Source organism: Burkholderia sp. 572 (genome assembly GCF_040545135.1).
GTDB lineage: Bacteria > Pseudomonadota > Gammaproteobacteria > Burkholderiales > Burkholderiaceae > Burkholderia > Burkholderia cepacia.
Map to the genome: position 1 here is coordinate 1 of NZ_JBEPLH010000038.1, position 19,966 is coordinate 19,966.

A 19,966-nucleotide genomic window follows, 5' to 3' on the forward strand; every position below is an offset into this window, starting at 1 on the left:
GCCCTCTTTTCAATTAAATTGGGGGGGCGCCTAAGCTGATCATACGCCCCCGGCCCCAACCCCCCCCCCCCCCCCCGCCCCAACGGGGGGGGGGGGGGCCCCCCGGGGGGCCCCCGCGCCCGCCAGCCCCGAAAACCTGAAACCCTGAAGTCGCGCTACCGCGCTTCGTCGTAAGTCGTTCTCCGCAGCACCCCCGCTCTTCGCTGTCCCTCGCTCTTCGCTGCCCCTCGCTCTTCGCTGCACCCCGCTCTTCGCAGCACCCCGTTCTTCGCAGCACCCCGTTCTTCGCAGCACCCCGTTCTTCGCAGTCCCTCGCTCTTTTCCCGCGCCACGCCGGCAAGCGCGCACCGATTCCTCCGATTCCCGCGGCATGCGGCCACGAACGGCCGTCGCCCGTCCGTCTTGTCTACAGGAGCCTCGCCATGTCGCTCGCCGTGGTGCGCAGTCGCGCGCCCGCCTCCGGCCGTGCGCCGGACGTCACCGTCGAAGTCCATCTCGCCAACGGGCTGCCGTCGTTCTCGATCGTCGGCCTGCCCGATCTCGAGGTCCGCGAAAGCCGCGAGCGCGTGCGTGCCGCGCTGCAGAACTGCGGTTTCGAATTCCCCGTACGCCGCATCACCGTCAACCTCGCGCCGGCCGACCTGCCGAAGGAGTCGGGTCGGTTCGACCTGCCGATCGCGCTCGGCATCCTCGCCGCGAACGGCCAGATCCCGGCCGACGCGCTGGCCGGCCGCGAATTCGCGGGCGAACTGTCGCTGACCGGCGCGCTGCGGCCGATGCGCGGCGCGTTCGCGATGGCGTGCGGGGTCGCGCGGGACTGGCAGGTCGCGGTAAGTGGCGTGGCTTCCGGTTCGGGCAACGGTAATCAACGGGCCGCCCCCGATCCGGCCGCCGTCGCGTCAAACGCTCCCGAGCTGTACCTGCCGCTCGCCAGCGCCGCCGAGGCGGCGCTCGTGCCGGGCGTCACCGTGTTCGGTGCGCCGGACCTGCCCGCGCTGTGCGCCCACCTCGCCGGGGCGCCCGACGCCCGGCTCGCACCGGTCGCGGCGCCATGCCTCGACGGCCTGCCGATGCCGGCCGCCCCCGATCTCGCCGACGTGGTCGGCCAGCGCGGTGCCCGCCGCGCGCTGGAAGTCGCGGCCGCGGGCGGCCATCACATGCTGATGATCGGGCCGCCGGGCGCCGGCAAGTCGATGCTGGCCGCACGGCTGCCGGGCCTCCTGCCGCCGCTGACCGACGACGAGGCGCTGACGTCGGCGGCGCTCCTCTCCGCGAGCCGCCTCGGCTTTTCACCGGCACAGTGGCGCCGGCGGCCGTTCCGTGCCCCGCATCATTCGTCGAGCGCCGCCGCGCTGGTCGGCGGCCGCAACCCACCGCAACCGGGCGAAATCACGCTCGCCCATCTCGGCGTGCTGTTTCTCGACGAGCTCCCGGAATTCGACCGGCACGTGCTCGAAATGCTGCGCGAGCCGCTGGAAGCCGGCCGCATCACGATCTCGCGCGCGGCGCAGCAGGTCGACTTCCCGGCCGCATGCCAGCTGATCGCCGCGATGAATCCCTGCCCGTGCGGCTGGCACGGCGATCCGTCCGGACGCTGCCGCTGCACGCCGGACGTCGCCGCCCGCTACCTGCGCAAGCTGTCGGGGCCGCTCGTCGATCGCATCGACATCCAGATCGACCTGCCCGCGCTGTCGCCGGCCGAACTCGCGTCGCGCGCGACGGCGCCCGGCGAGCCGAGTGCCGCGGTGGCCGCACGGGTCGCGCACGCGCGTGCGCTGCAGCTCGACCGGCAGGGCAAGACGAATCACATGCTGAGCGGCCGAGAAACCGACGACCTGTGCCGGCCGACCGACGAAGGCGAGCGGTTGCTGCGCGAGGCCGGCGAGCGTTTCGGCTGGTCGGCGCGCGCGTATTTCCGCGTGCTGAAGGTCGCACGGACGATCGCCGACCTGGCCGGCGACCCGCTGCCGACGGCCGCGCAGATCGCCGAGGCGATCCGCTACCGGCGCGCGCTCACGGCGCTGTGAGCGTCCTCGGAGGACAAAATCCGGCTGTCAAGACTTGACTTATGCACAATTCCACGAATCCGGCCCCGGATCGGGGCTCGGCGGGACCTTTGCAGCACGGAATCCGTATCTCGTTGTTTTGATTGACTTTTCACAAAACGCGAGTGAGCGACCAAACGGGCCGGAAGGCCGTCCCGCGCGGCTTGGCAGGAAATTCGGGCAACTTTTCAACAAAGTTATCCACATGCGCTGTGGATAGCCGAAAAAACCTCGCAAAATCCGGCGACTAGCGCCGAAAGTTGCGAACGAACTTTCAGTTGTCAGGAGGCGTCCCGGCGCCCTCGCCGAGGCCGTCAGTCGAGCTTGAACGACCCGAAAAACTGGTCGAGCTGCTCCTGGGCAAGCGGCTCGTCGGCAATCACGACGGCCTGGTACGCATGCCGGCCGCGCGCGACAAGCCGTGCGACGATCGTCTTGCGCGCGCGATCGCCGCCGGCGGCTGCGCCCGCGATGCGCAGCTCGAGCCCGTTCACCGCGCCGCCGGCCGCAAGCGGCACCGGCACCGCGGCCGTCTGCGGCGCGCCGTCGAGGTTGCGCGACAGCCCGGTGCGCAGGAACTCGAGCGCCGCGCGGCGCGTGTCGTCGCTGTCGTCCGGCAGCGTCAGCGTGCCGACCGCGAACACCGCGCCGTCCACGTGCGCGGCCTGCATCCGCATCGGCATCGACGCGCCGCCGATCGCCACCGGCTGCTGCTCGACGGTCGGCTTCGCCGGCAGGTCGACGGTGTAGCCGGCGTCGTTGTGCAGCGTGCGCCAGTCATACGACGGCGAGCACGCGGTCAGCGCGACGCTCATGCACGCGAGCGCGGCGAAGTGTCGCAGCGGATGAAAAAGGGGGCGCAACGAATCGGTGACTTCCTTCGGCATGGCGTGGAGCGGGCAGGCAAAACGGGCATTATCCGCCGAACGTGAATTCCGGGATGCGTGGCCGCCGTCGGTGCACATCCCGCATTCGCGCTAAAATGAGCGCCGAATTTCGATGTCCTTTGCTTCGATCCGCGTCATCGACCGACTCCGAGAGCTCCAGATGAACACCACGCCTCCCGCCCGGCGCAGCACCGGCCCCGTCCGCTACATCGTCGCCGCCGCCGTCGTCGCGGCGATCGCCGTGGCCGGCTTCTTCGCGTTCAACGGCAAGTCCACCGTGCCGGACGCCACGTTCACGCTGCTGTCGGGCCAGAAGGTCTCGACCGCAGGCGACCTGAAAGGCAAGGTCTATCTCGTGAACTTCTGGGCGACGAGCTGCGCGACCTGCATGCAGGAAATGCCGCAGATGGTCGATACCTATAATCGCTTCAAGGGTCAGGGGCTGGAATTCGTCGCGGTCGCGATGAACTACGATCCGCCGATGTACGTCGCGAACTACGCGCAGACGCGCCAGTTGCCGTTCAAGGTCGCGCTCGACGACGGCAGCGTCGCGAAGCAGTTCGGCAACGTGCAGCTCACGCCGACGACCTTCGTCGTCGACAAGGACGGCAAGATTCTGAAGCGCTACGTCGGCGCACCGCAGTTCGCGGAGCTCGACGCACTGCTCAAGAAGGCACTCGACAGCAACGCGGCCTGAGCGCCGCCCGATCCGGCTCGAAGGGCCGCGCGCCGCGCCCTTCTCCGCACGACGGACCGCACGACCGGGCAACCCGGTTCTGCGGTCCGTTCGCTTTTCAGCGCTCGGTTTCGCCTTTCGCCGACAGCCCGTAGCGTTTCATCTTCTCGTACAGCGTCGCCTTGCCGACATGCAGCCGGTCGGCCGTCGCGGCAACCGCGCCGCCCGTCTGGTTCAGCGCCTCGGCGATCACCGCACGCTCGAATTGCTCGATGCGCTCCTTCAGCGTCTGCTCGTTGTCGGCGTCGCCGCCGTTCGCGCCCGTCTCCTGCGGCATGTCGGCCACGCCGAGCACGAAGCGGTCGGCCGCGTTGCGCAGCTCGCGCACGTTGCCGGGCCAGTCGCGCTGCATCAGGCTCGCGCGCTGCCGGTCGGTCAGCACCGGCGCCGGCCGCGCGTAACGCACGGCCGCATCGAGCATGAAGTGCTCGAACAGCGGCACGATGTCCTCGCGGCGCTCGGCGAGCGGCGGCAGCGCGATCGTCACGACGTTGAGCCGGTACAGCAGGTCGCGCCGGAACGTGCCGGCAGCGACGAGCTCGCTCATGTCGCCCTTCGCGGCCGCGACGACGCGGCAGTTCACGCGAATCGGCTGGTTCGAGCCGAGCCGTTCCAGCACGCCGTCCTGCAGCACGCGCAGCAGCTTCACCTGCAGCGCGAGCGGCATGCTTTCGATTTCATCGAGGAACAAGGTGCCGCCGGATGCGTACTCGAGCTTGCCGACCCGGCGCTTCGCGGCGCCGGTGAACGCGCCGGGCTCATAGCCGAACATCTCCGATTCGAACATCGGCTCGGGCAGCGCGCCGCAGTTCACCGCGATGAACGGCTTGTCGCGACGCGGCGACAGCTCGTGCAGGCTGCGCGCGATCAGCTCCTTGCCGGCACCCGTGTCGCCGTTGATCAGCACCGACGCGTCGGTCGGCGCGACGTTCGCGATCAGCTTGCGCACCTGCTCGATCGCGGGGCTGCGGCCGATGATGCGCGGCGCGACCACGTTCTGCCCGGCGAGCTCGCGCCGCAGCGCGTGGTTCTCGAGCACGAGCTCGCGCCGCTCGAGCGCACGGCGCACCGTCTCGATCAGGCGCTCGGCCGCGAACGGTTTTTCGATGAAGTCGTACGCGCCGTCGCGCATCGCCTGCACGGCCATCGAGATGTCGCCGTGCCCCGTGACGAGAATCACGGGCACGTCGGGCACGCGCTCGCGGCACTGCGCGAGCACGTCGAGCCCGCTCGCGCCGGGCAGCCGGATGTCGCTGACGATCGCGCCGGCGGTATCCGCGACGATCGCCTTCTCGGCTGCCTCGGCCGACTCGAAGCCGGCGACGTCGAACCCCGCCAGCTGAAGGCTCTGCACGCTTGCCCGGCGAACGAGCGCATCGTCTTCGATATAGATCACTTGCAGGCGGTTGGCCATCGTACTCACTTGCTCCTGACGGGCCGCGCGGCGGCAGCGCGCGCGGCGGCGTTGATACCGATCGTGCACCGATCGGGCGGGCGGCATGGCGCGCCTAGCGCGAGCCCGCCGGCTCGGACACGGAGTCCGGATGATGCGTGCGGGCGCGCCGCAGCGTCAAGACGAACAGCGCGCCGCCCGACGGCGCGTTGCGCGCGGTCAGCGCACCGCCCGCGTCGCTCGCGATCGACGACGAGATCGCGAGCCCGAGCCCGAGCCCGCGCCCCATTTCCTTGGTCGTGAAGAACGGCTCGAACAGGCGCGGCAGCAGGTCGGGCGCAATGCCGCAGCCGTTGTCGCGCACCTCGATCGCGAGCGTCGCCGCCGACACCGCGATCGTCACCTCGATCGCCGGCGCCGCCACGCCGGCGACCGCGTCGAGCGCGTTGCCGAGCAGGTTGATCAGCACCTGTTCGAGGCGCAGGTCCTCGCAGCGCGCGACGAGCTCGGGATAGTCGCGCGCCAGGTCGAGCGGCGCATCGTGCGCGGGCGACACGGTCGCATCCTGCAACGTCAGCGTGAGCGCGACGCCGCGCAGGCGCTCGTCGAGCAACGACAGCACGCTGCGCAGCGCGCGCACGACGAGCGCCTGCTCGTTGCGCGGCTTCGCGCGGCCGACGAACAGCTTCAGCTGGTTCGTGATCTTGCCCATCCGCTCCGTGAGCGCGGCGATCGCCTCGAGGTTCTCGCGCGCGGCCGCCTGTTCGCCGCGATCGAGCAGCACACGCGTGTTGTCCGAGAAACTGCGCAGCGCCGCGAGCGGCTGGTTCAGTTCGTGCGTGATGCCGGCCGCCATCTGGCCAAGCGCGGCGAGCTTGCTCGCCTGGATCAGTTCGTCGTGCGCGGCGCGCAGTTCCTGTTCCGCGCGGATCCGGTCGCCGACCTCCTTCTGCAGTTGCTCGTTCGCTTCCGACAGGTCGGCCGTGCGCTCTTCGACGCGCCGGTTCAACTCCGCGTACGCCTGCTGCAGCAGCGCGCGGCCGCGAATCATTTCGCGCACGCGCGCGCGGCGCATCCGCCAGTAGAACGCGAGCAGCGCGACCGACACGAAGCCGAAGCCCGTGACGATCGTCGCGTTGCGCGCGTCGGCGTCGACGGGCGCGATCGGCGCCAGCGTGACGAGCAGCCAGTCGGGCTCGCCGATCCGGCGCTTGCTCGCGAGGTAGCGCGGCGCCCGCAGGCCCGCGCCGAGACGCACGATCTCCGCATCGGGGCCCAGCACCTGCTCGATGCGCAGCGGCAACGGCGTGACGGGCTGCTGCGCGTACTGGCGCGTCTCGTAGATCGATGCGGCGACGGGCCCCGTCAGCGGCCGCAGCGTGTGGTACTTCCAGGCGGGCACCGACGACAGGAACACGACGCCGTGGTCGTCCGCGACGACGAGCGGCTCGGACGCATCGGCGCCCTGGAACCACTCGAGGTTGAGCTTCACGACGACGACGCCCGCGATCCTGCCGTCGCGCCACACGGGCTGCGAGATGTAGTAGCCGGGATCGCGCGAGATCGTGCCGATCCCGAAGAAGCGGCCGACCTGGCCCTTCATCGCATCGAGGAAATACGGGCGGAAGCGGTATTCGATCCCGACGAAGCTGTCGGGTGCGCGCCAGTTGCTGGCGGCGACGCACAGGCCGTCCGCGCCGATCACGTAGGTGACGGTCGCGTGCGCGTGTTCGTTGAGGTCTTCGAGATAGCGGTTGACGCGTGCGGTGTAGTCGGTGCGCTTCGGCTCGGCGAGCAGGTCCTGCACGTACGGATGGCTGCCGAGCAGATAAGGCAGCGATTCGTAGCGGTCGAGCGTGCTCTTGAGCGCGTTGGTGGTGCGGTCGACGCGCACCGCGGCGTTGCGCTGCAACTCTGCGACGCCGCGCCGCCAGGTGATCGTCCACGTCAGCGTGCACGCCGCGGCGAGCGCGGCGGCAAGCACGACGAGAATGAGCAGGCGGCGCGTCACGGTCGAGGCTTCCTGGCGATGCGGATCGCCTATTGTGTCATAGGCCTCCACCTGCCCGCCCTGGCCGCCGCGGGCCGCACCGCCCGCGGGCGATGCCGCCGCCTGCTCCTTCATGACGTCAGACGCCGGCCGTCTCGGTCGGCGTGACTTCGCCGCCGCCCTTCAGCGCCTGGCGTAGCTTGTTGCGGTCGAGTTCCTTCTCCCATGCCGACACGACGACCGTCGCGACGCCGTTGCCGACGATGTTGGTCAGCGCACGGCATTCGCTCATGAAGCGGTCGATGCCGAGGATCAGCACCATGCCCGACAGCGGGATCGTCGGCACGACGGCGAGCGTCGCGGCGAGCGTGATGAAGCCCGCGCCCGTGACGCCGCTCGCGCCCTTCGACGTCAGCATCGCGACCGCGAGCAGCGTGAGCTGCTGCATCCACGTCAGTTCGATGTTGGTCGCCTGCGCGATGAACAGCACGGCCATCGTCATGTAGATGTTGGTGCCGTCGAGGTTGAACGAATAGCCGGTCGGCACGACGAGGCCGACGACCGAACGCGAGCAGCCGGCCTTCTCGAGCTTTTCCATCAGCTGCGGCAGCGCGGCTTCCGACGAGCTCGTGCCAAGCACGATCAGCAGCTCTTCCTTGATGTAGGACACGAAGCGGATGATCGAGAAGCCCGTGACGCGGGCGATCGTGCCGAGCACGACGAGCACGAACACGACCGACGTCAGGTAGAACGTGCCGATCAGCTTGAGCAGCGGCACCAGCGAGCCGACGCCGTACTTGCCGATCGTGAACGCCATCGCGCCGAACGCGCCGATCGGTGCCAGCTTCGTGACGATGTGCACGATGCCGAACAGCACGCGCGTGAGCCCGTCGATGAAGTCGGTGACGACCTTGCCGCGCTCGCCGAGGTGCGCGAGCACGCTGCCGAACAGCAGTGCGATCAGCAGGATCTGCAGGATCTCGCCCTGCGCGAACGCATCGACCATCGTGTTCGGGATGATGTGCATCAGGAAGTCGACCGTCGACTGCCCGTGCGCCTTCGCCGCGTACGACGCGACGGCCTTGCCGTCGAGCGTCGCCGGATCGATGTTGAAGCCGACGCCCGGACGCAGGATGTGCGTGGCCGCGAGGCCGAGCACCAGCGCGAAGGTCGACACGATCTCGAAGTACAGGAGTGCCTTGCCGCCGACGCGGCCCACCTTCTTCATGTCCTCCATGCCGGCGATGCCGGTGACGACCGTACAGAAGATGATCGGGCCGATGACCATCTTGATCAGCTTGATGAAGCCGTCGCCGAGCGGCTTCATGTCGGTGGCGATCGACGGGTAGAAATGGCCGAGGATCACGCCGACGATGATGGCGAAGATCACCTGCACATAGAGCACTTTGTAGAAGGGTTTCTTCTTCACGATGGTTCCTGCTGAAGTAGATGAGCCGATGGAAACGGCGTCACGCGCGCGGACGAATGTCAGGGGAAACAAATCGCCCGCGCGGCTGCCGTGCCGCAACAAGCGATGCCTCAGGACATCCGACAGGGGAGGAAGGCAGTGGTCATCGATTGTCTCCTTGCTTGCTGTAGTAGTTCGGCCGGGGGGTTGGCCGTGCGCTTTATATCGCAAGGTCGATGCCAGGTTTCCGCAACCCCTCAAACCGTTGTTTTCATTGTATTTCTCATAATGCGGCAGGCAAGGAAATCCGGCTTTCCGGATTTCCGGAAAATATCCGTCCGGGGATTCGGACGGGATTGGCGCATTCTTCCGATGAATCAGTGCTGCACGGCCTCGCCCGCCAGCACCCCCGTCTGCGCATAAAACTCCTGCTGCGCGAACGCAGCGCGCTCGCGTCGCGCACGCTCGCCGCGATCCACAAGCGAGCCGACGACGATCCCGACGAACGCGAGCGGCACCGACACGAGCGCGGGGTTGTCGAGGAACACCGCCGCGTGCGCGTGATGCAGCACGTCGACCCACACCGACTTCGACAGCACCGTGAGCGTGACCGCCGACACGAGGCCGAGGCCGCCGCCGAGCACCGCGCCGCGCGTCGTCATCCCGCGCCAGAAGATCGACATCGCGAGCACCGGGAAATTCGCGCTCGCGGCCACCGCCGCGACGAGGCCGACCATGAACGCGACGTTCACGTGCTCGAACAGGATCGACAGCCCGATCGCGACCGCCGACAACGCGATCGTCGCCGCGCGCGAGATGCGCATCTCGAGGCGCTCGTCGGGCTTGCCGCGCGCCCACATCTGCGCGTACAGGTCATGCGAGATCGTCGTCGCGCCGGCGAGCGTGAGGCCCGCGACCACCGCGAGGATCGTCGCGAACGTGACCGCCGCGATGAAGCCGTAGAACCAGTTCCCGCCGACCGCCTGCGCGAGCTTCACCGCGACCATGTTCGAGCCGCCGAGCAGGTCGTGCGTCAGGTTGAAGGAACCGTCGGCACCCAGCTTGAAGAATTCCGGATGCTGCGCGAGCAGCACGATCGCCGAGAAGCCGATCACGAAGGTCAGCAGGTAGAAGTAGCCGATGAAGCCGGTCGCATAGAGCACCGACTTGCGCGCCTCCTTCGCGTTCGGCACCGTGAAGAAGCGCATCAGGATGTGCGGGAAGCCGGCCGTGCCGAACATCAGCGCGATGCCGAGCGACAGCGCGTTGGCGGGATCGCGGATCAGCTTGCCAGGGCCCATGATCGACAGCGCGCCCGGATGCACGGCCACCGCGCGGCGGAACATCTCGTCGACGCTGAAGCCGAATTCGGCGAGCGCGAGCAGGACGAGCAGCGTCGCGCCGCACAGCAGCAGCACGGCCTTGATCACCTGCACCCAGGTGGTCGCGGTCATCCCGCCGAAGAACACGTAGACGACCATCAGCACGCCGACGATCAGCTCGGCCGTGCCGTACGACAGCCCGAACAGCAGCTGGATCAGCTTGCCCGCGCCGACCATCTGCACGACGAGGTACAGCACGACGATGGTCAGCGAATTCGCGGACGTCAGCAGCCGGATCGGCCGCTGTGCGAAGCGGTACGCAACGACGTCGACGAACGTGAACTTGCCGAGATTGCGCAGCGGTTCGGCGATCAGGAACATCACGAACGGCCAGCCGACGAGAAAGCCGATCGAGTAGATGAGCCCGTCGAAGCCGAACATGAACACCATCCCCGACAGCCCGAGGAACGACGCGGCCGACATATAGTCGCCCGCGATCGCGAGCCCGTTCTGCAGCCCGGTGATGCCGCCGCCGGCCGTGTAGAAGTCGCGCGTCGAGCGCGTGCGGCGCGCGGCCCAGCGCGTGAGCGCGAGCGTCGCGAACACGAAAGCAAAGAACATCCCGATCGCGACCGGGTTCAGTTCGACCTTGTCGGGCATCGGGCCCGCGACCGATACCGCATGCGCGGCGGAGGACACGAGGGTCGCGGGAACGGCAAGCGCGCGGAGCGCGATCGAGATGCGTCGCATGTCGGCCTCCTTCACGAACGCTGCAGGAGCGCGTCGACGCGGCGGTCGAACGCACGGTTCGCGCGCAGCACGTAACACGCGGTCAGCCCGATCGCGACCAGGATGATCGCGACGCCCGCGGCGATCCCGACCGTCGTCGTCGCGCCGCGATACAGCGGCGCCGCGAGCACGTGCGGCGCGAGCGCGACGAGCAGGATGAAGCCGTAGTACGTGGCGATCATCAGTGCCGTCAGCGTGAAGCTGAAACGGCGCCGCGCCCGCACGAGCTGCTGATAGTCGCGGCGCGCCGTGACCGATTCGATGAAGGAAAGCTCCATGGTGTCTCCTGTCGACCAGAGTTAGCGCTTTAGCGCTTACTCTGGTCCCATGCTTCGCGGTCGACCTGAGTTGGCGCTTCAGCGCCTACTCAGGCCCCCGCAGGGCAAACCAACTCGTCATTGCGAGGGTGTTGTGTGGAATGATCGGCGCGCGTCGACTCCCCCGCCCGCGCCGTGGCGGCAAATCGAATTACACGACGCGATCCGCACGCAGCCGCGCGACCTCGTCGGCCGACATCCCGAGCCAGCCGCCGAGCACATCGTCCGTATCGGCGCCGAGCACCGGCGGCGCGCCGCGCACCGGCAGCCGCGCGCCGTCGAACCGGTACGGCGGCGCCAGCACGTCGACGCCGCCCGCGACCGGATGCGGCTGCCGCGTCACGAGCCCCGCGCTCGTCGCACGTTCCGACTTCAGCGCTTCGTGCAGCCCGAGCACTTCGCCGCACGGAATGCCCGCGTCGGCCAGCGCCGCGAGCAAAGTCGCGCGCGAACGGCGCGCGAGTTCGCGACGAATCTCGGGCAGCAGGTCGGCGCGGTTCTCCGAGCGGCCGAGGTTGGTCTTGTAGCGTTCGTCCGCGGCGAGGTCGGGCCGCTCGATCGCGTCGCAAAAGCGCGCGAACTGCGTGTTGTTGCCGACCGTGATCACGAGCGGGCCGTCGGCCGCGTCGAACACGCCGTACGGCACGATCGACGGATGCGCGTTGCCGTAGCGCGGCGGGTCCTCGCCCATCAGCAGCGCGTCGAGCCCGTAGTACGCGGTGATCATCAGCCCGCAGTCGAACAGCGCCATCTCGATGCGCCGCCCGCGCCCCGTCGCATGACGTTCGTACAGCGCCGCGAGGATCGCCTGCGCCGAATACATGCCGGTGAACAGGTCGACCGCCGCGACGCCGAACTTCAGCGGCGGCTGGCCGGCTTCGCCGTTCAGCGCCATCAGCCCGGCCTCGCCCTGCACGACGAGGTCGTAGCCGGGCCGCGCGGCCTCGGCGCCCGAGCGGTCGTAGCCGGAGATCGCGCAGTGCACGAGGCGCGGGTTCAGTTCGGCCAGCGCGTCGTAGCCGAGTCCGAGCTTCTCCGCGCCGCCGAACTTGAAGTTGTGAAGCACCACGTCGGCCTGCGCGGCCAGCTCGCGCGCGAGCCGCTGCCCCTCGTCGGTCTGCAGGTCGAGACAGATCGAGCGCTTGCTGCGGTTCACGCTGTTGAAGTAGGTCGTTTCGGTGTCGCCGATCCTCAAGCCCCAGTCGCGCGTGTCGTCGCCGCGCGCCGGATGCTCGACCTTGATCACTTCCGCGCCGAAATCGGCGAGCACCATCGCGCACCACGGCCCCGCGAGCACGCGCGAGAAGTCGAGCACTTTCACGCCGGCCAGCGGCAAAACGCGCGATTCGTTCGTCATCCTTGTCTCCTCCATTCGCGTCGTTCGTCTTTACTGTTTCGACAGCGCGATGTAGCGCGCGAGATGGTGATCCTCGTCGCCGAGCTGGTGATCGATCATCACGAGGCGCTTCGCGTAGTGCGACAGCGGCAGCTCCCACGTCATCCCGATCCCGCCGTGCAACTGGATGCTCTCCTCCGCGACGAGCGTGCCGATCCGCCCGATGCTGAATTTCGCCGCGGCCAGCGCGCGTTCGCGCACCACGCGCGGCGCATCGAGCTGCGCGGCCGCGTTGATCACGGCCGAGCGCGCCTGCTCGACTTCGAGCAGCAGGTCGGCCATCCGGTGCTGCAGCGCCTGGAAACTGCCGATCGGCAGCCCGAACTGCTTGCGCGTGCGCAGGTACTCGAGCGTGTGCTCCTTCGCGACGTCCATCGCACCGAGCGCTTCCGCCGACAGCGCGAGCAGCCCGTAGCCGAGCACGCGTTCGAGCAACTCGGCGCCCGCTTCGCCGTCGTGCGCGCCGAGCGCCGCATCGGCCGGCAGCACGACGCGCTCGAAGCGCACTTCGGCCGCACGGCCGCCGTCGATCTTCCGGTAGTCGCGCAGCGACACGCCCGGTGCGTCGGCCGGCACGACGAACAGGCCGATGCCGGCCGCGTCGTCGTCCTGCCCGGACACGCGCGCGCTGACGACGAAGAACGCCGCCTGCGCGGCCTGGTCGACGACGCCCTTCGCGCCCGTGAGCACCCAGCCGTCGCCCGAGCGTTCGGCGCGCGTGCGCACGGTCGTCAGTTCGTAGTGCGAGCCCGGCTCGTCGTGCGCGAACGCGGCGCTCGCGCTGCCGTCGATCAGCGCGGCAAGCCTGTCGCGATGCGCGTCGCCGCCGGCGAGCGACAGCGCGCGGCCCGCGAGCAGCGCGCCGAGGAACGGCTCGACGACGAGCCCGCGCCCGAGGCATTCGAACACCACGGCGATGTCGAAGCCCGCGCCGCCGAAACCGCCGTCGGCTTCCGCGAACAATGCGCCGACCGTGCCGAGTTCGGCAAAGCGCTGCCACATCGCGCGATCGAAGCCCTCGGCCGACTGCGCGATGCGGTCTCGCACCGGGAACGCATACTGTTCGGCGATGAAGCGGTTCAACGTGTCCGCCAGCATCCGGCGGTCTTCTGTGTGCTGGAAATCCATCGTCGCGCTCCTCGTTACAGCCCGAGCATCATCTTCGCGATGATGTTCTTCTGGATCTCGTTCGAGCCGCCGAAGATCGACAGCTTCCGGTTGTTGAAATACTGCTGCGCGGCGCTCGCCGCTTCGTCCGGGCCGACCGGCTCGCCGTCGTAGTCGGCATCGAGCGCCTCCTCGACGAACGGCTGCGCGTACGGCCCCATCGCACGCCGCATCAGCGCGGTGATCTCCTGGCGGATCTGCGTGCCGCGAATCTTCAGCATCGAGCTTTCCGCGCCCGGCACCCCGCCGCCCGCGACCGCCGCCAGCACGCGCAGGTTGGTCGTGCGCATGTTCTCGAGTTCGATCTCGACGCGCGCGATGCGCGCCGCGAAGAACGGGTCGTCGGCGAGCGGCCGGCCGTTCTTCGTGACCTTCGCGGCAACCGCGCGCAGCCGGTCGAGCGCGGCCGTCGAAAAACCGATTCCGGCGATGTTGGTGCGCTCGTACGTGAGCAGGTATTTCGCGTAGGTCCAGCCGCGGTTCTCTTCGCCGACGAGGTTCTCCGCCGGCACGCGCACGTCGGTGAAGAACACCTCGTTTACTTCGTGCTCGCCGTCGAGCGTGATGATCGGGCGGACCTCGACGCCCGGCGTGTTCATGTCGATCAGCAGGAAGCTGATGCCTTCCTGCTTGCGCACGTCGGTCGCGGTGCGCACGAGGCAGAAGATCATGTTCGCGTAGTGGCCGAGCGTGGTCCACGTCTTCTGGCCGTTCACGATGTAGTGCTCGCCCTGCGCGTCGAGCCCGCGCACCGCGCTCGTCTTCACCGACGCGAGATCGGAGCCGGCGCCCGGCTCCGAATAACCCTGGCACCACCAGTCGGTGCCGTCGAGAATGCGCGGCAGCCAGCGGCGCTTCTGCGCTTCGTCGCCGTACTTGATCAGCACGGGGCCGAGCATGTTCACGCCGAACGGCACGATGCGCGGCGCACCCGCGAGCGCGCATTCGTTGTCGAACAGGAACTTCTGCGCGACGCTCCAGCCGGGGCCGCCGTACTCGCGCGGCCAGTGGCTCGCGAGCCAGCCGCGCGCGTTGAGTATCGCGTGCCATTCGCGCATGTCGTCGCGCGTGAGATGCAGGCCGCCCTTCACCTTGCGCGCGATGCGCTCGGGCAGTTCGGCTTGCAGGAAGCGCTGCACTTCCGTGCGGAAGGCTTCCTCTTCGAGAGTGAAATTGAGGTCCATCGTCAGTCCGTGGCGAATGCGGTTGGCGTTCAGTCGAGGCGGTTCAGGCTCGCGAAATCCGCGCCGCGCGCGACGAGATCGACGAGCAGCGGCGACGGCTTCCAGAACAGCGGATCTTCCTTCGCGAACGCGCGGATATCGGCGAGCACGTTCGCGAGGCCGACCGTGTCCGCGTAATGCATCGGGCCGCCGCGATAACGCGGGAAGCCGTAGCCGTACAGGAACACCGCGTCGACGTCGAGCGGGCGCAGCGCGATCTTCTCGTGCACGACGTTCGCGCCTTCGTTGATCATCGCCGCGAGGTAGCGGCGCATGATCTCGTCGTGGGTAAACGTGCGCGGCGCGATGCCCTTCTTCGCGCGCTCTTGCGCGACGATCGCCTCGACTTCCGGGTCCGGCGTGCCGACGCGCGCGCCGTCCGGATACAGGTAGTAGCCGCGCGCCGTCTTCTGCCCGAACCAGCCGCGCTCGCACAGCCGGTCGGAAATCTCCACGTAGCGCGCGCGCGGGTCGCGCGTCGCCGCGCGGCGCTTGCGGGTCGCCCAGCCGATGTCGCCGCCGGCGAGGTCGACGACCTGGAACGGCCCCATCGGGAAGCCGAATTCGCGCACCGCGCGGTCGATCTGGTACGGTGACGCGCCGTCTTCCATCAGGTAGTCGGCCGCCGTGCGATAGACGGCGAGGATCCGGTTGCCGATGAAGCCGTCGCACACGCCGGCGCGCACCGGCGTCTTCTTCAACTGCTTCGCGAGCGCGAACGCGGTCGCGACCACTTCAGCGCTCACGCGCGCCGGCACGACGATCTCGAGCAGCTTCATCACGTTGGCCGGCGAGAAGAAATGCAGGCCGATCACGTCGGCCGGCCGGTCGATGCTCGCGGCGATCTCGTCGATGTCGAGATACGACGTGTTGGTCGCGAGCACCGCACCCGGCTTGCACGCGCGCGCGAGTTCGGCGAACACGGCCTTTTTCACGGCCATGTCCTCGAACACGGCCTCGATCACGACGTCGGCCTGGGCGAGCGCGTCGTACGACGTGCTGCCCTTGAAACGCGCGAGCCGCGCGGCGTGCGCGGCCGGCGTCATCCGCCCTTTCGCGACGAGGCCGTCGTACACCTTCTCGACGTGCGCGCGGCCGCGCGCGAGCGACGCTTCGTCGCGTTCGATCATCGTCACCGGCAGCCCGGCATCGAGCGCCGCGACCGCGATGCCCGCGCCCATCGTGCCGCCGCCGACCACGCCGATTCGCTCGACCGGCCGCGCGCTCGCGCGACGTGCCTCGGGCACCTTCGCCGCTTCACGCTCCGCGAAGAAGGCGTGCACGAGGCCCGCGCGCTGCGGGCTGTCGATGCACTGCAGGAACAGGCTGCGTTCGAGCTTCATCCCCGCGTCGAACGACTGCGTGAGCGCGGCCTCGACCGCGTCGACGATCTTCGCGGGCGAGAAAAGGCCACGCGACTTCTTCGGCAGATCGGCCCGTGCCGCGTCGATCGCGGCCTGCGCGGCCGCGCGGTCGGCCAGCCCCTGCGCGTCGCGCGTGCGGCGCACCGGTGCGCCGAGCGACACGAGTTCCTGCGCGTAGGCGAGGCCTTCGGCGAGCGTGTCGTCGCTGTGTGCGACGCGGTCGACGAGGCCGAGCGCGAGCGCTTCGTCCGCGCTCGCGTGGCGGCCCGTCAGCATCAGGTCGAGCGCGGCCTTCGCGCCGATCAGGCGCGGTGCGCGCTGCGTGCCGCCCGCGCCGGGCAGCAGGCCGAGCGTGACTTCGGGCAGCCCGAGCTTCGCGCCGGGCACCGCGAGCCGGTAATGCGCGGCGAGCGCGACTTCGAGGCCGCCGCCGAGCGTCGCGCCGTGCAGCGCGACCACGACCGGCTTCGCGCTGGACTCGATCCGCTCGCACACGTCGGGCAGCGACGGCGGCACGGGCGGCTTGCCGAATTCGCGGATATCGGCGCCCGCGATGAAGTTGCGGCCGGCGCCGACGATCAGCACCGCGCGGATCGCGTCGTCGGCCTGCGCGGCGTCGAGCGCGTCGGCGAGGCCGCGCCGCACGTCGGCGGACAGCGCGTTGACGGGCGCATGGTCGATCGTGACGACGAGCACCTTGTCGCGCCGCTCGCGCGTGACGGTGCCGGCCGGGCCGGTGGGGGAAGCGGGTGAGTTCATCGTGTCTCCTTGACGCGGCGGCAGGCGCGTCGACGCCGGTTCGTGGCTCGCGGCCACGCGAGCGGCGCCGGGGCGCCTGCCCCGGTCCCGCACGAAGCGGGACAAGATCCGGCCGTACGCCGGGCATGACCCGATTCTCGATTGATCGAGATTCATTGACAATTCCCTCCCGCTTTTACAAGCTGTCAAGTCTGCCTTGACACTGAATGCTTTCCGACCGTTAAACGGGACGGATCAGGAGACGCGACGCATGGACCTGAACGCGCTGACGCTGCTCGTCGAGATCCTCGACGCCGGCAATCTCAGCAAGGCCGCGCAGCGGCTCAAGATGAGCCGCGCGAACGTCAGCTACCGGCTGAACCAGCTCGAGCGCTCGATCGGCCAGCAGCTCGTGCGGCGCACGACGCGGCGCATCGAGCCGACCGAAATCGGGCTGAAGCTGTACGAGCACGGGCGGCGCATCCGCAACGAACTGCTCGCCGCGCAGGAATCGGTGACGACGCTCGGCCAGGACCTCCAGGGCCGCGTGCGGCTGTCGGTGCCGAGCGGCTACGGGCAGATGGTGATGTCCGACTGGCTGCTCGCGTTCAAGCGGCTGCATCCGGGCATCGTGCTCGACGTCGTGTTCGAGAACCGCGTGGAAGACCTGATGCGCGACGAAATCGACATCGCGGTGCGCGTGATGCCCGAGCCGCCGCAGAACCTCGTCGCGCGCGACATGGGCGCGGTGCGCTACGTCGCGTGCGCATCGGCCGCGTTCGCGGCCGAGCACGGGATGCCGGCGAGCCTCGGCGCGTTGTCGGCCTCCCCCGTCGTCACCGCGACGGTGATGGGCCGGCAGCTCAGGATCGCCGCGTATCTCGGCGACGAGCGCCACGAGGTGCTGCTTGAGCCCACGCTGATTTCGGAGAACTTCCTGTTCCTGCGGCAGGCGATCCTCGGCGGGATCGGCGTCGGCATCGTGCCCGACTACGTGGTGCAGGACGACATCCAGCGCGGCACGGTCGTCACGTCGCTCGACGCGTACCGGCTCAGCATCTTCGGCACGCACATGTACATGCTCTACATGCCGAACCGGCACCACACGCGCGCGACGTCGACGTTCATAGAGTTCATCCTCGAACAGGCCGGAAAGACCGGCCGGGGCGGGCCCGGCGCGATGCGTCAGGGTTTCCTGTCGGGTGACAACCCGCCGGCCGCGCGGCGACAATAGCGCGCCGGGGCGGGCAGCCGCGTTGCGCCGGCATCGTCGCCTCCTTCGAATTCACTGCTGCCGAGGGTTCAATGTCCGACCGGATTCGTCCGCATTCGCGCTCCTGGACGCTGCTCGCCGCCGTCGCGCTCGTCGCGTTCAACGCCGGCTGCACGTCCCCGTCCACGCCGCCGTCGGGCGCGGTGGTGCCCGTCGCCGCCGCATCGGGCGCCGCCGTGCCGCTGCCCGGCGTCCATGCGCCCGAGCTGTCGTCCGGCTGGACCGACAAGCCGGGCTGGACCTCGCAGCACTTCATGATCGCGGCCGCGAATCCGCTCGCGACGCAGGCCGGCTACGACATGCTGAAGGCGGGCGGCACCGCGATCGACGCGGCGATCGCCACGCAGATGGTGCTCGCGCTCGTCGAGCCGCAATCGTCGGGAATCGGCGGCGGCGCATTCATGCTGTACTTCGACGGCAAGGCGACGCAGGCGTACGACGGCCGCGAAACCGCGCCGGCCGCCGCGACCGACCGCCTGTTCTACGGGCCGACCGGCCAGCCGATGAGCTTCTACGAAGGTGTCGTCGGCGGGCGCTCGGTCGGCACGCCGGGCGTGCTGCGCATGCTCGACGCCGCGCACCGCGCACACGGCAAGCTGCCGTGGCGCCGGCTGTTCCAGCCGGCGATCCGGCTCGCCGAGCGCGGCTTCACGATCAGCCCGCGGCTCGCGACGCTGATCGCCAACGACAAGTACCTGAAGAACGACCCGGCCGCGCGCGCGTACTTCTACAACCCGGACGGCACGCCGAAGGCGGCCGGCACGGTGCTGAAGAACCCCGCGCTCGCGACCGTGCTGCGGCAAGTCGCCGACCGCGGCGCGAACGCGTTCTACAGCGGCGCGATCGCGCGCGACATCGTCACGAAGGTGCGCAGGCACCCGACCAACCCGGGCCTGCTGTCGCTCCAGGATCTCGCGCGCTACAAGGCGAAGGTGCGCGCGCCGCTGTGCGCGGATTACCGGCGCTCGGTGGTGTGCGGGATGCCGCCGCCGTCGTCGGGCGGCCTCGCGATCGCGCAGATGCTCGGCATCCTCGAAGCGATGCCCGACTGGCAGCAGATCGGCGCGCAGAAGCCGGTGCGCAACGACGTTGGCTACGAGCCGACGCCGTTCGCCGCGCACCTGTTCAGCGAAGCCGGGCGGCTCGCGTATGCGGACCGCGCGCGCTATGTCGCCGATCCCGATTTCGTGCCGCTGCCGGGCGGCAGCTGGGCGAGCCTCACCGACAAGACCTATCTCGCGCAGCGCGCGCACCTGATCGGCGACAGCAGCATGGGCGTCGCGCAGGCCGGCACGCCGCAGGGCGCGACGCTCGCGATGGCCGACGACCGCAGCCCCGAGTTGCCGTCGACGTCCGACATCGCGATCGTCGACCGCTACGGCCAGGCGCTGTCGATGACGACGAGCATCGAGGATGCGTTCGGATCGCGGCTGATGGTGCGCGGCTTCATGCTGAACAACCAGCTCACCGATTTCTCGTTCGTGTCGAACGACAACGGCCGGCCGGTCGCGAACCGCGTGCAGCCCGGCAAGCGGCCGCGCTCGGCGATGTCGCCGGAGCTCGTGTTCGACAAGAAGACGAAGCAGGTGACGATGATCGTCGGCTCGGCCGGCGGCCCCGCGATCATCAATCACGTCGCGAAGACGCTGGTCGGCGTGCTCGACTGGGGGATGACGATGCAGCAGGCGATCGCGCTGCCGAACTTCGGGTCGATGAACGGGCCGACGCAACTCGAACGCGGCCGCGTGTCCGATGCGCTCGCCGACGGGCTGAAGGGCCGCGGGCACGACGTGCGGGTGGTCGAGATGAACTCGGGGCTGCAGGGAATCCAGCGGCTGAACGTGCAGGGGCAGACGGTGTGGTTCGGCGGGGCGGATCCGCGGCGGGAAGGGATCGCGATGGGAGAGTGAGGGTGGCG

Annotated in this window: 14 protein-coding genes; 4 read left to right on the forward strand and 10 right to left on the reverse strand. The window is 69.3% G+C overall.

Going from position 1 to position 19,966, the window contains the following annotated elements:
* Window positions 1–422: 422 nt before the first annotated feature.
* Window positions 423–2,027, forward strand: a complete 1,605-nt coding sequence (locus tag ABIC51_RS38465) for a YifB family Mg chelatase-like AAA ATPase (protein ID WP_175898154.1) — start codon at window positions 423–425, stop codon at window positions 2,025–2,027.
* 332 nt (window positions 2,028–2,359) lie between these two features.
* Here the strand turns inward: ABIC51_RS38465 and ABIC51_RS38470 are convergent, their stop codons facing one another.
* On the reverse strand, window positions 2,360–2,932 hold the full coding sequence (locus tag ABIC51_RS38470; RefSeq protein WP_175898153.1) for a hypothetical protein: 573 nt from the start codon (window positions 2,930–2,932) through the stop codon (window positions 2,360–2,362).
* A 160-nt stretch (window positions 2,933–3,092) separates the two neighbouring features.
* Here ABIC51_RS38470 and ABIC51_RS38475 point away from each other — a divergent pair, with 160 nt between their 5' ends.
* Window positions 3,093–3,629: a TlpA disulfide reductase family protein gene (locus ABIC51_RS38475; protein WP_175861915.1), complete on the forward strand. Its 537-nt coding sequence runs from the start codon at window positions 3,093–3,095 to the stop codon at window positions 3,627–3,629.
* Window positions 3,630–3,726: 97 nt separating this feature from the next.
* On the opposite strand, the gene ABIC51_RS38480 is transcribed toward ABIC51_RS38475, so the two are convergent.
* From ABIC51_RS38480 to ABIC51_RS38520, 9 genes are all read right to left on the reverse strand, one after another.
* Complete coding sequence (locus ABIC51_RS38480; protein WP_027789045.1) at window positions 3,727–5,082, reverse strand: sigma-54-dependent transcriptional regulator; 1,356 nt, start codon at window positions 5,080–5,082, stop codon at window positions 3,727–3,729.
* 94 nt (window positions 5,083–5,176) lie between these two features.
* Entirely contained in the window at window positions 5,177–7,186 is a 2,010-nt protein-coding gene (locus ABIC51_RS38485; RefSeq protein ID WP_175898152.1) for a sensor histidine kinase, read from the reverse strand.
* 4 nt (window positions 7,187–7,190) lie between these two features.
* Window positions 7,191–8,480 (reverse strand): dicarboxylate/amino acid:cation symporter, encoded by a 1,290-nt coding sequence (locus ABIC51_RS38490; protein ID WP_059489813.1) that lies wholly within the window; start codon window positions 8,478–8,480, stop codon window positions 7,191–7,193.
* A gap of 356 nt (window positions 8,481–8,836) precedes the next feature.
* Window positions 8,837–10,531 carry a cation acetate symporter gene (locus ABIC51_RS38495; RefSeq protein WP_226127810.1) on the reverse strand — a complete coding sequence of 565 codons (1,695 nt, stop codon included), beginning with the start codon at window positions 10,529–10,531 and terminating at the stop codon, window positions 8,837–8,839.
* Between the two features lie 11 nt (window positions 10,532–10,542).
* Window positions 10,543–10,848 (reverse strand): DUF485 domain-containing protein, encoded by a 306-nt coding sequence (locus ABIC51_RS38500; RefSeq protein WP_021157047.1) that lies wholly within the window; start codon window positions 10,846–10,848, stop codon window positions 10,543–10,545.
* A 190-nt stretch (window positions 10,849–11,038) separates the two neighbouring features.
* Complete coding sequence (locus ABIC51_RS38505; RefSeq protein WP_175861919.1) at window positions 11,039–12,244, reverse strand: CaiB/BaiF CoA transferase family protein; 1,206 nt, start codon at window positions 12,242–12,244, stop codon at window positions 11,039–11,041.
* A gap of 30 nt (window positions 12,245–12,274) precedes the next feature.
* The gene (locus tag ABIC51_RS38510; protein WP_091923773.1) at window positions 12,275–13,411 is read right to left on the reverse strand and encodes an acyl-CoA dehydrogenase family protein; all 1,137 of its coding nucleotides are present in this window, start codon (window positions 13,409–13,411) and stop codon (window positions 12,275–12,277) included.
* Between the two features lie 14 nt (window positions 13,412–13,425).
* Window positions 13,426–14,634 carry an acyl-CoA dehydrogenase family protein gene (locus ABIC51_RS38515; protein WP_146253646.1) on the reverse strand — a complete coding sequence of 403 codons (1,209 nt, stop codon included), beginning with the start codon at window positions 14,632–14,634 and terminating at the stop codon, window positions 13,426–13,428.
* Window positions 14,635–14,663: 29 nt separating this feature from the next.
* A complete protein-coding gene (locus ABIC51_RS38520; protein ID WP_060318561.1) occupies window positions 14,664–16,796 on the reverse strand; it encodes a 3-hydroxyacyl-CoA dehydrogenase NAD-binding domain-containing protein in 2,133 nt (710 codons plus the stop codon).
* Between the two features lie 250 nt (window positions 16,797–17,046).
* Here ABIC51_RS38520 and ABIC51_RS38525 point away from each other — a divergent pair, with 250 nt between their 5' ends.
* A complete protein-coding gene (locus tag ABIC51_RS38525) occupies window positions 17,047–18,009 on the forward strand; it encodes a LysR family transcriptional regulator (protein WP_226127804.1) in 963 nt (320 codons plus the stop codon).
* Between the two features lie 71 nt (window positions 18,010–18,080).
* The gene (gene ggt / locus ABIC51_RS38530) at window positions 18,081–19,958 is read left to right on the forward strand and encodes a gamma-glutamyltransferase (protein WP_226127802.1); all 1,878 of its coding nucleotides are present in this window, start codon (window positions 18,081–18,083) and stop codon (window positions 19,956–19,958) included.
* Window positions 19,959–19,966 lie beyond the last annotated feature (8 nt).

Bases quoted from the DNA above. Each gene is read 5' to 3' on its own strand.
- ABIC51_RS38505 (WP_175861919.1), bottom strand. From the start codon at position 12,244: ATGACGAACGAATCGCGCGTTTTGCCGCTGGCCGGCGTGAAAGTGCTC.
- ABIC51_RS38510 (WP_091923773.1), bottom strand. From the start codon at position 13,411: ATGGATTTCCAGCACACAGAAGACCGCCGGATGCTGGCGGACACGTTG.
- ABIC51_RS38520 (WP_060318561.1), bottom strand. From the start codon at position 16,796: ATGAACTCACCCGCTTCCCCCACCGGCCCGGCCGGCACCGTCACGCGC.
- ggt (WP_226127802.1), top strand. From the start codon at position 18,081: ATGTCCGACCGGATTCGTCCGCATTCGCGCTCCTGGACGCTGCTCGCC.
- ABIC51_RS38525 (WP_226127804.1), top strand. From the start codon at position 17,047: ATGGACCTGAACGCGCTGACGCTGCTCGTCGAGATCCTCGACGCCGGC.
- ABIC51_RS38515 (WP_146253646.1), bottom strand. From the start codon at position 14,634: ATGGACCTCAATTTCACTCTCGAAGAGGAAGCCTTCCGCACGGAAGTG.
- ABIC51_RS38495 (WP_226127810.1), bottom strand. From the start codon at position 10,531: ATGCGACGCATCTCGATCGCGCTCCGCGCGCTTGCCGTTCCCGCGACC.
- ABIC51_RS38465 (WP_175898154.1), top strand. From the start codon at position 423: ATGTCGCTCGCCGTGGTGCGCAGTCGCGCGCCCGCCTCCGGCCGTGCG.
- ABIC51_RS38480 (WP_027789045.1), bottom strand. From the start codon at position 5,082: ATGGCCAACCGCCTGCAAGTGATCTATATCGAAGACGATGCGCTCGTT.
- ABIC51_RS38485 (WP_175898152.1), bottom strand. From the start codon at position 7,186: ATGAAGGAGCAGGCGGCGGCATCGCCCGCGGGCGGTGCGGCCCGCGGC.
- ABIC51_RS38475 (WP_175861915.1), top strand. From the start codon at position 3,093: ATGAACACCACGCCTCCCGCCCGGCGCAGCACCGGCCCCGTCCGCTAC.
- ABIC51_RS38500 (WP_021157047.1), bottom strand. From the start codon at position 10,848: ATGGAGCTTTCCTTCATCGAATCGGTCACGGCGCGCCGCGACTATCAG.
- ABIC51_RS38470 (WP_175898153.1), bottom strand. From the start codon at position 2,932: ATGCCGAAGGAAGTCACCGATTCGTTGCGCCCCCTTTTTCATCCGCTG.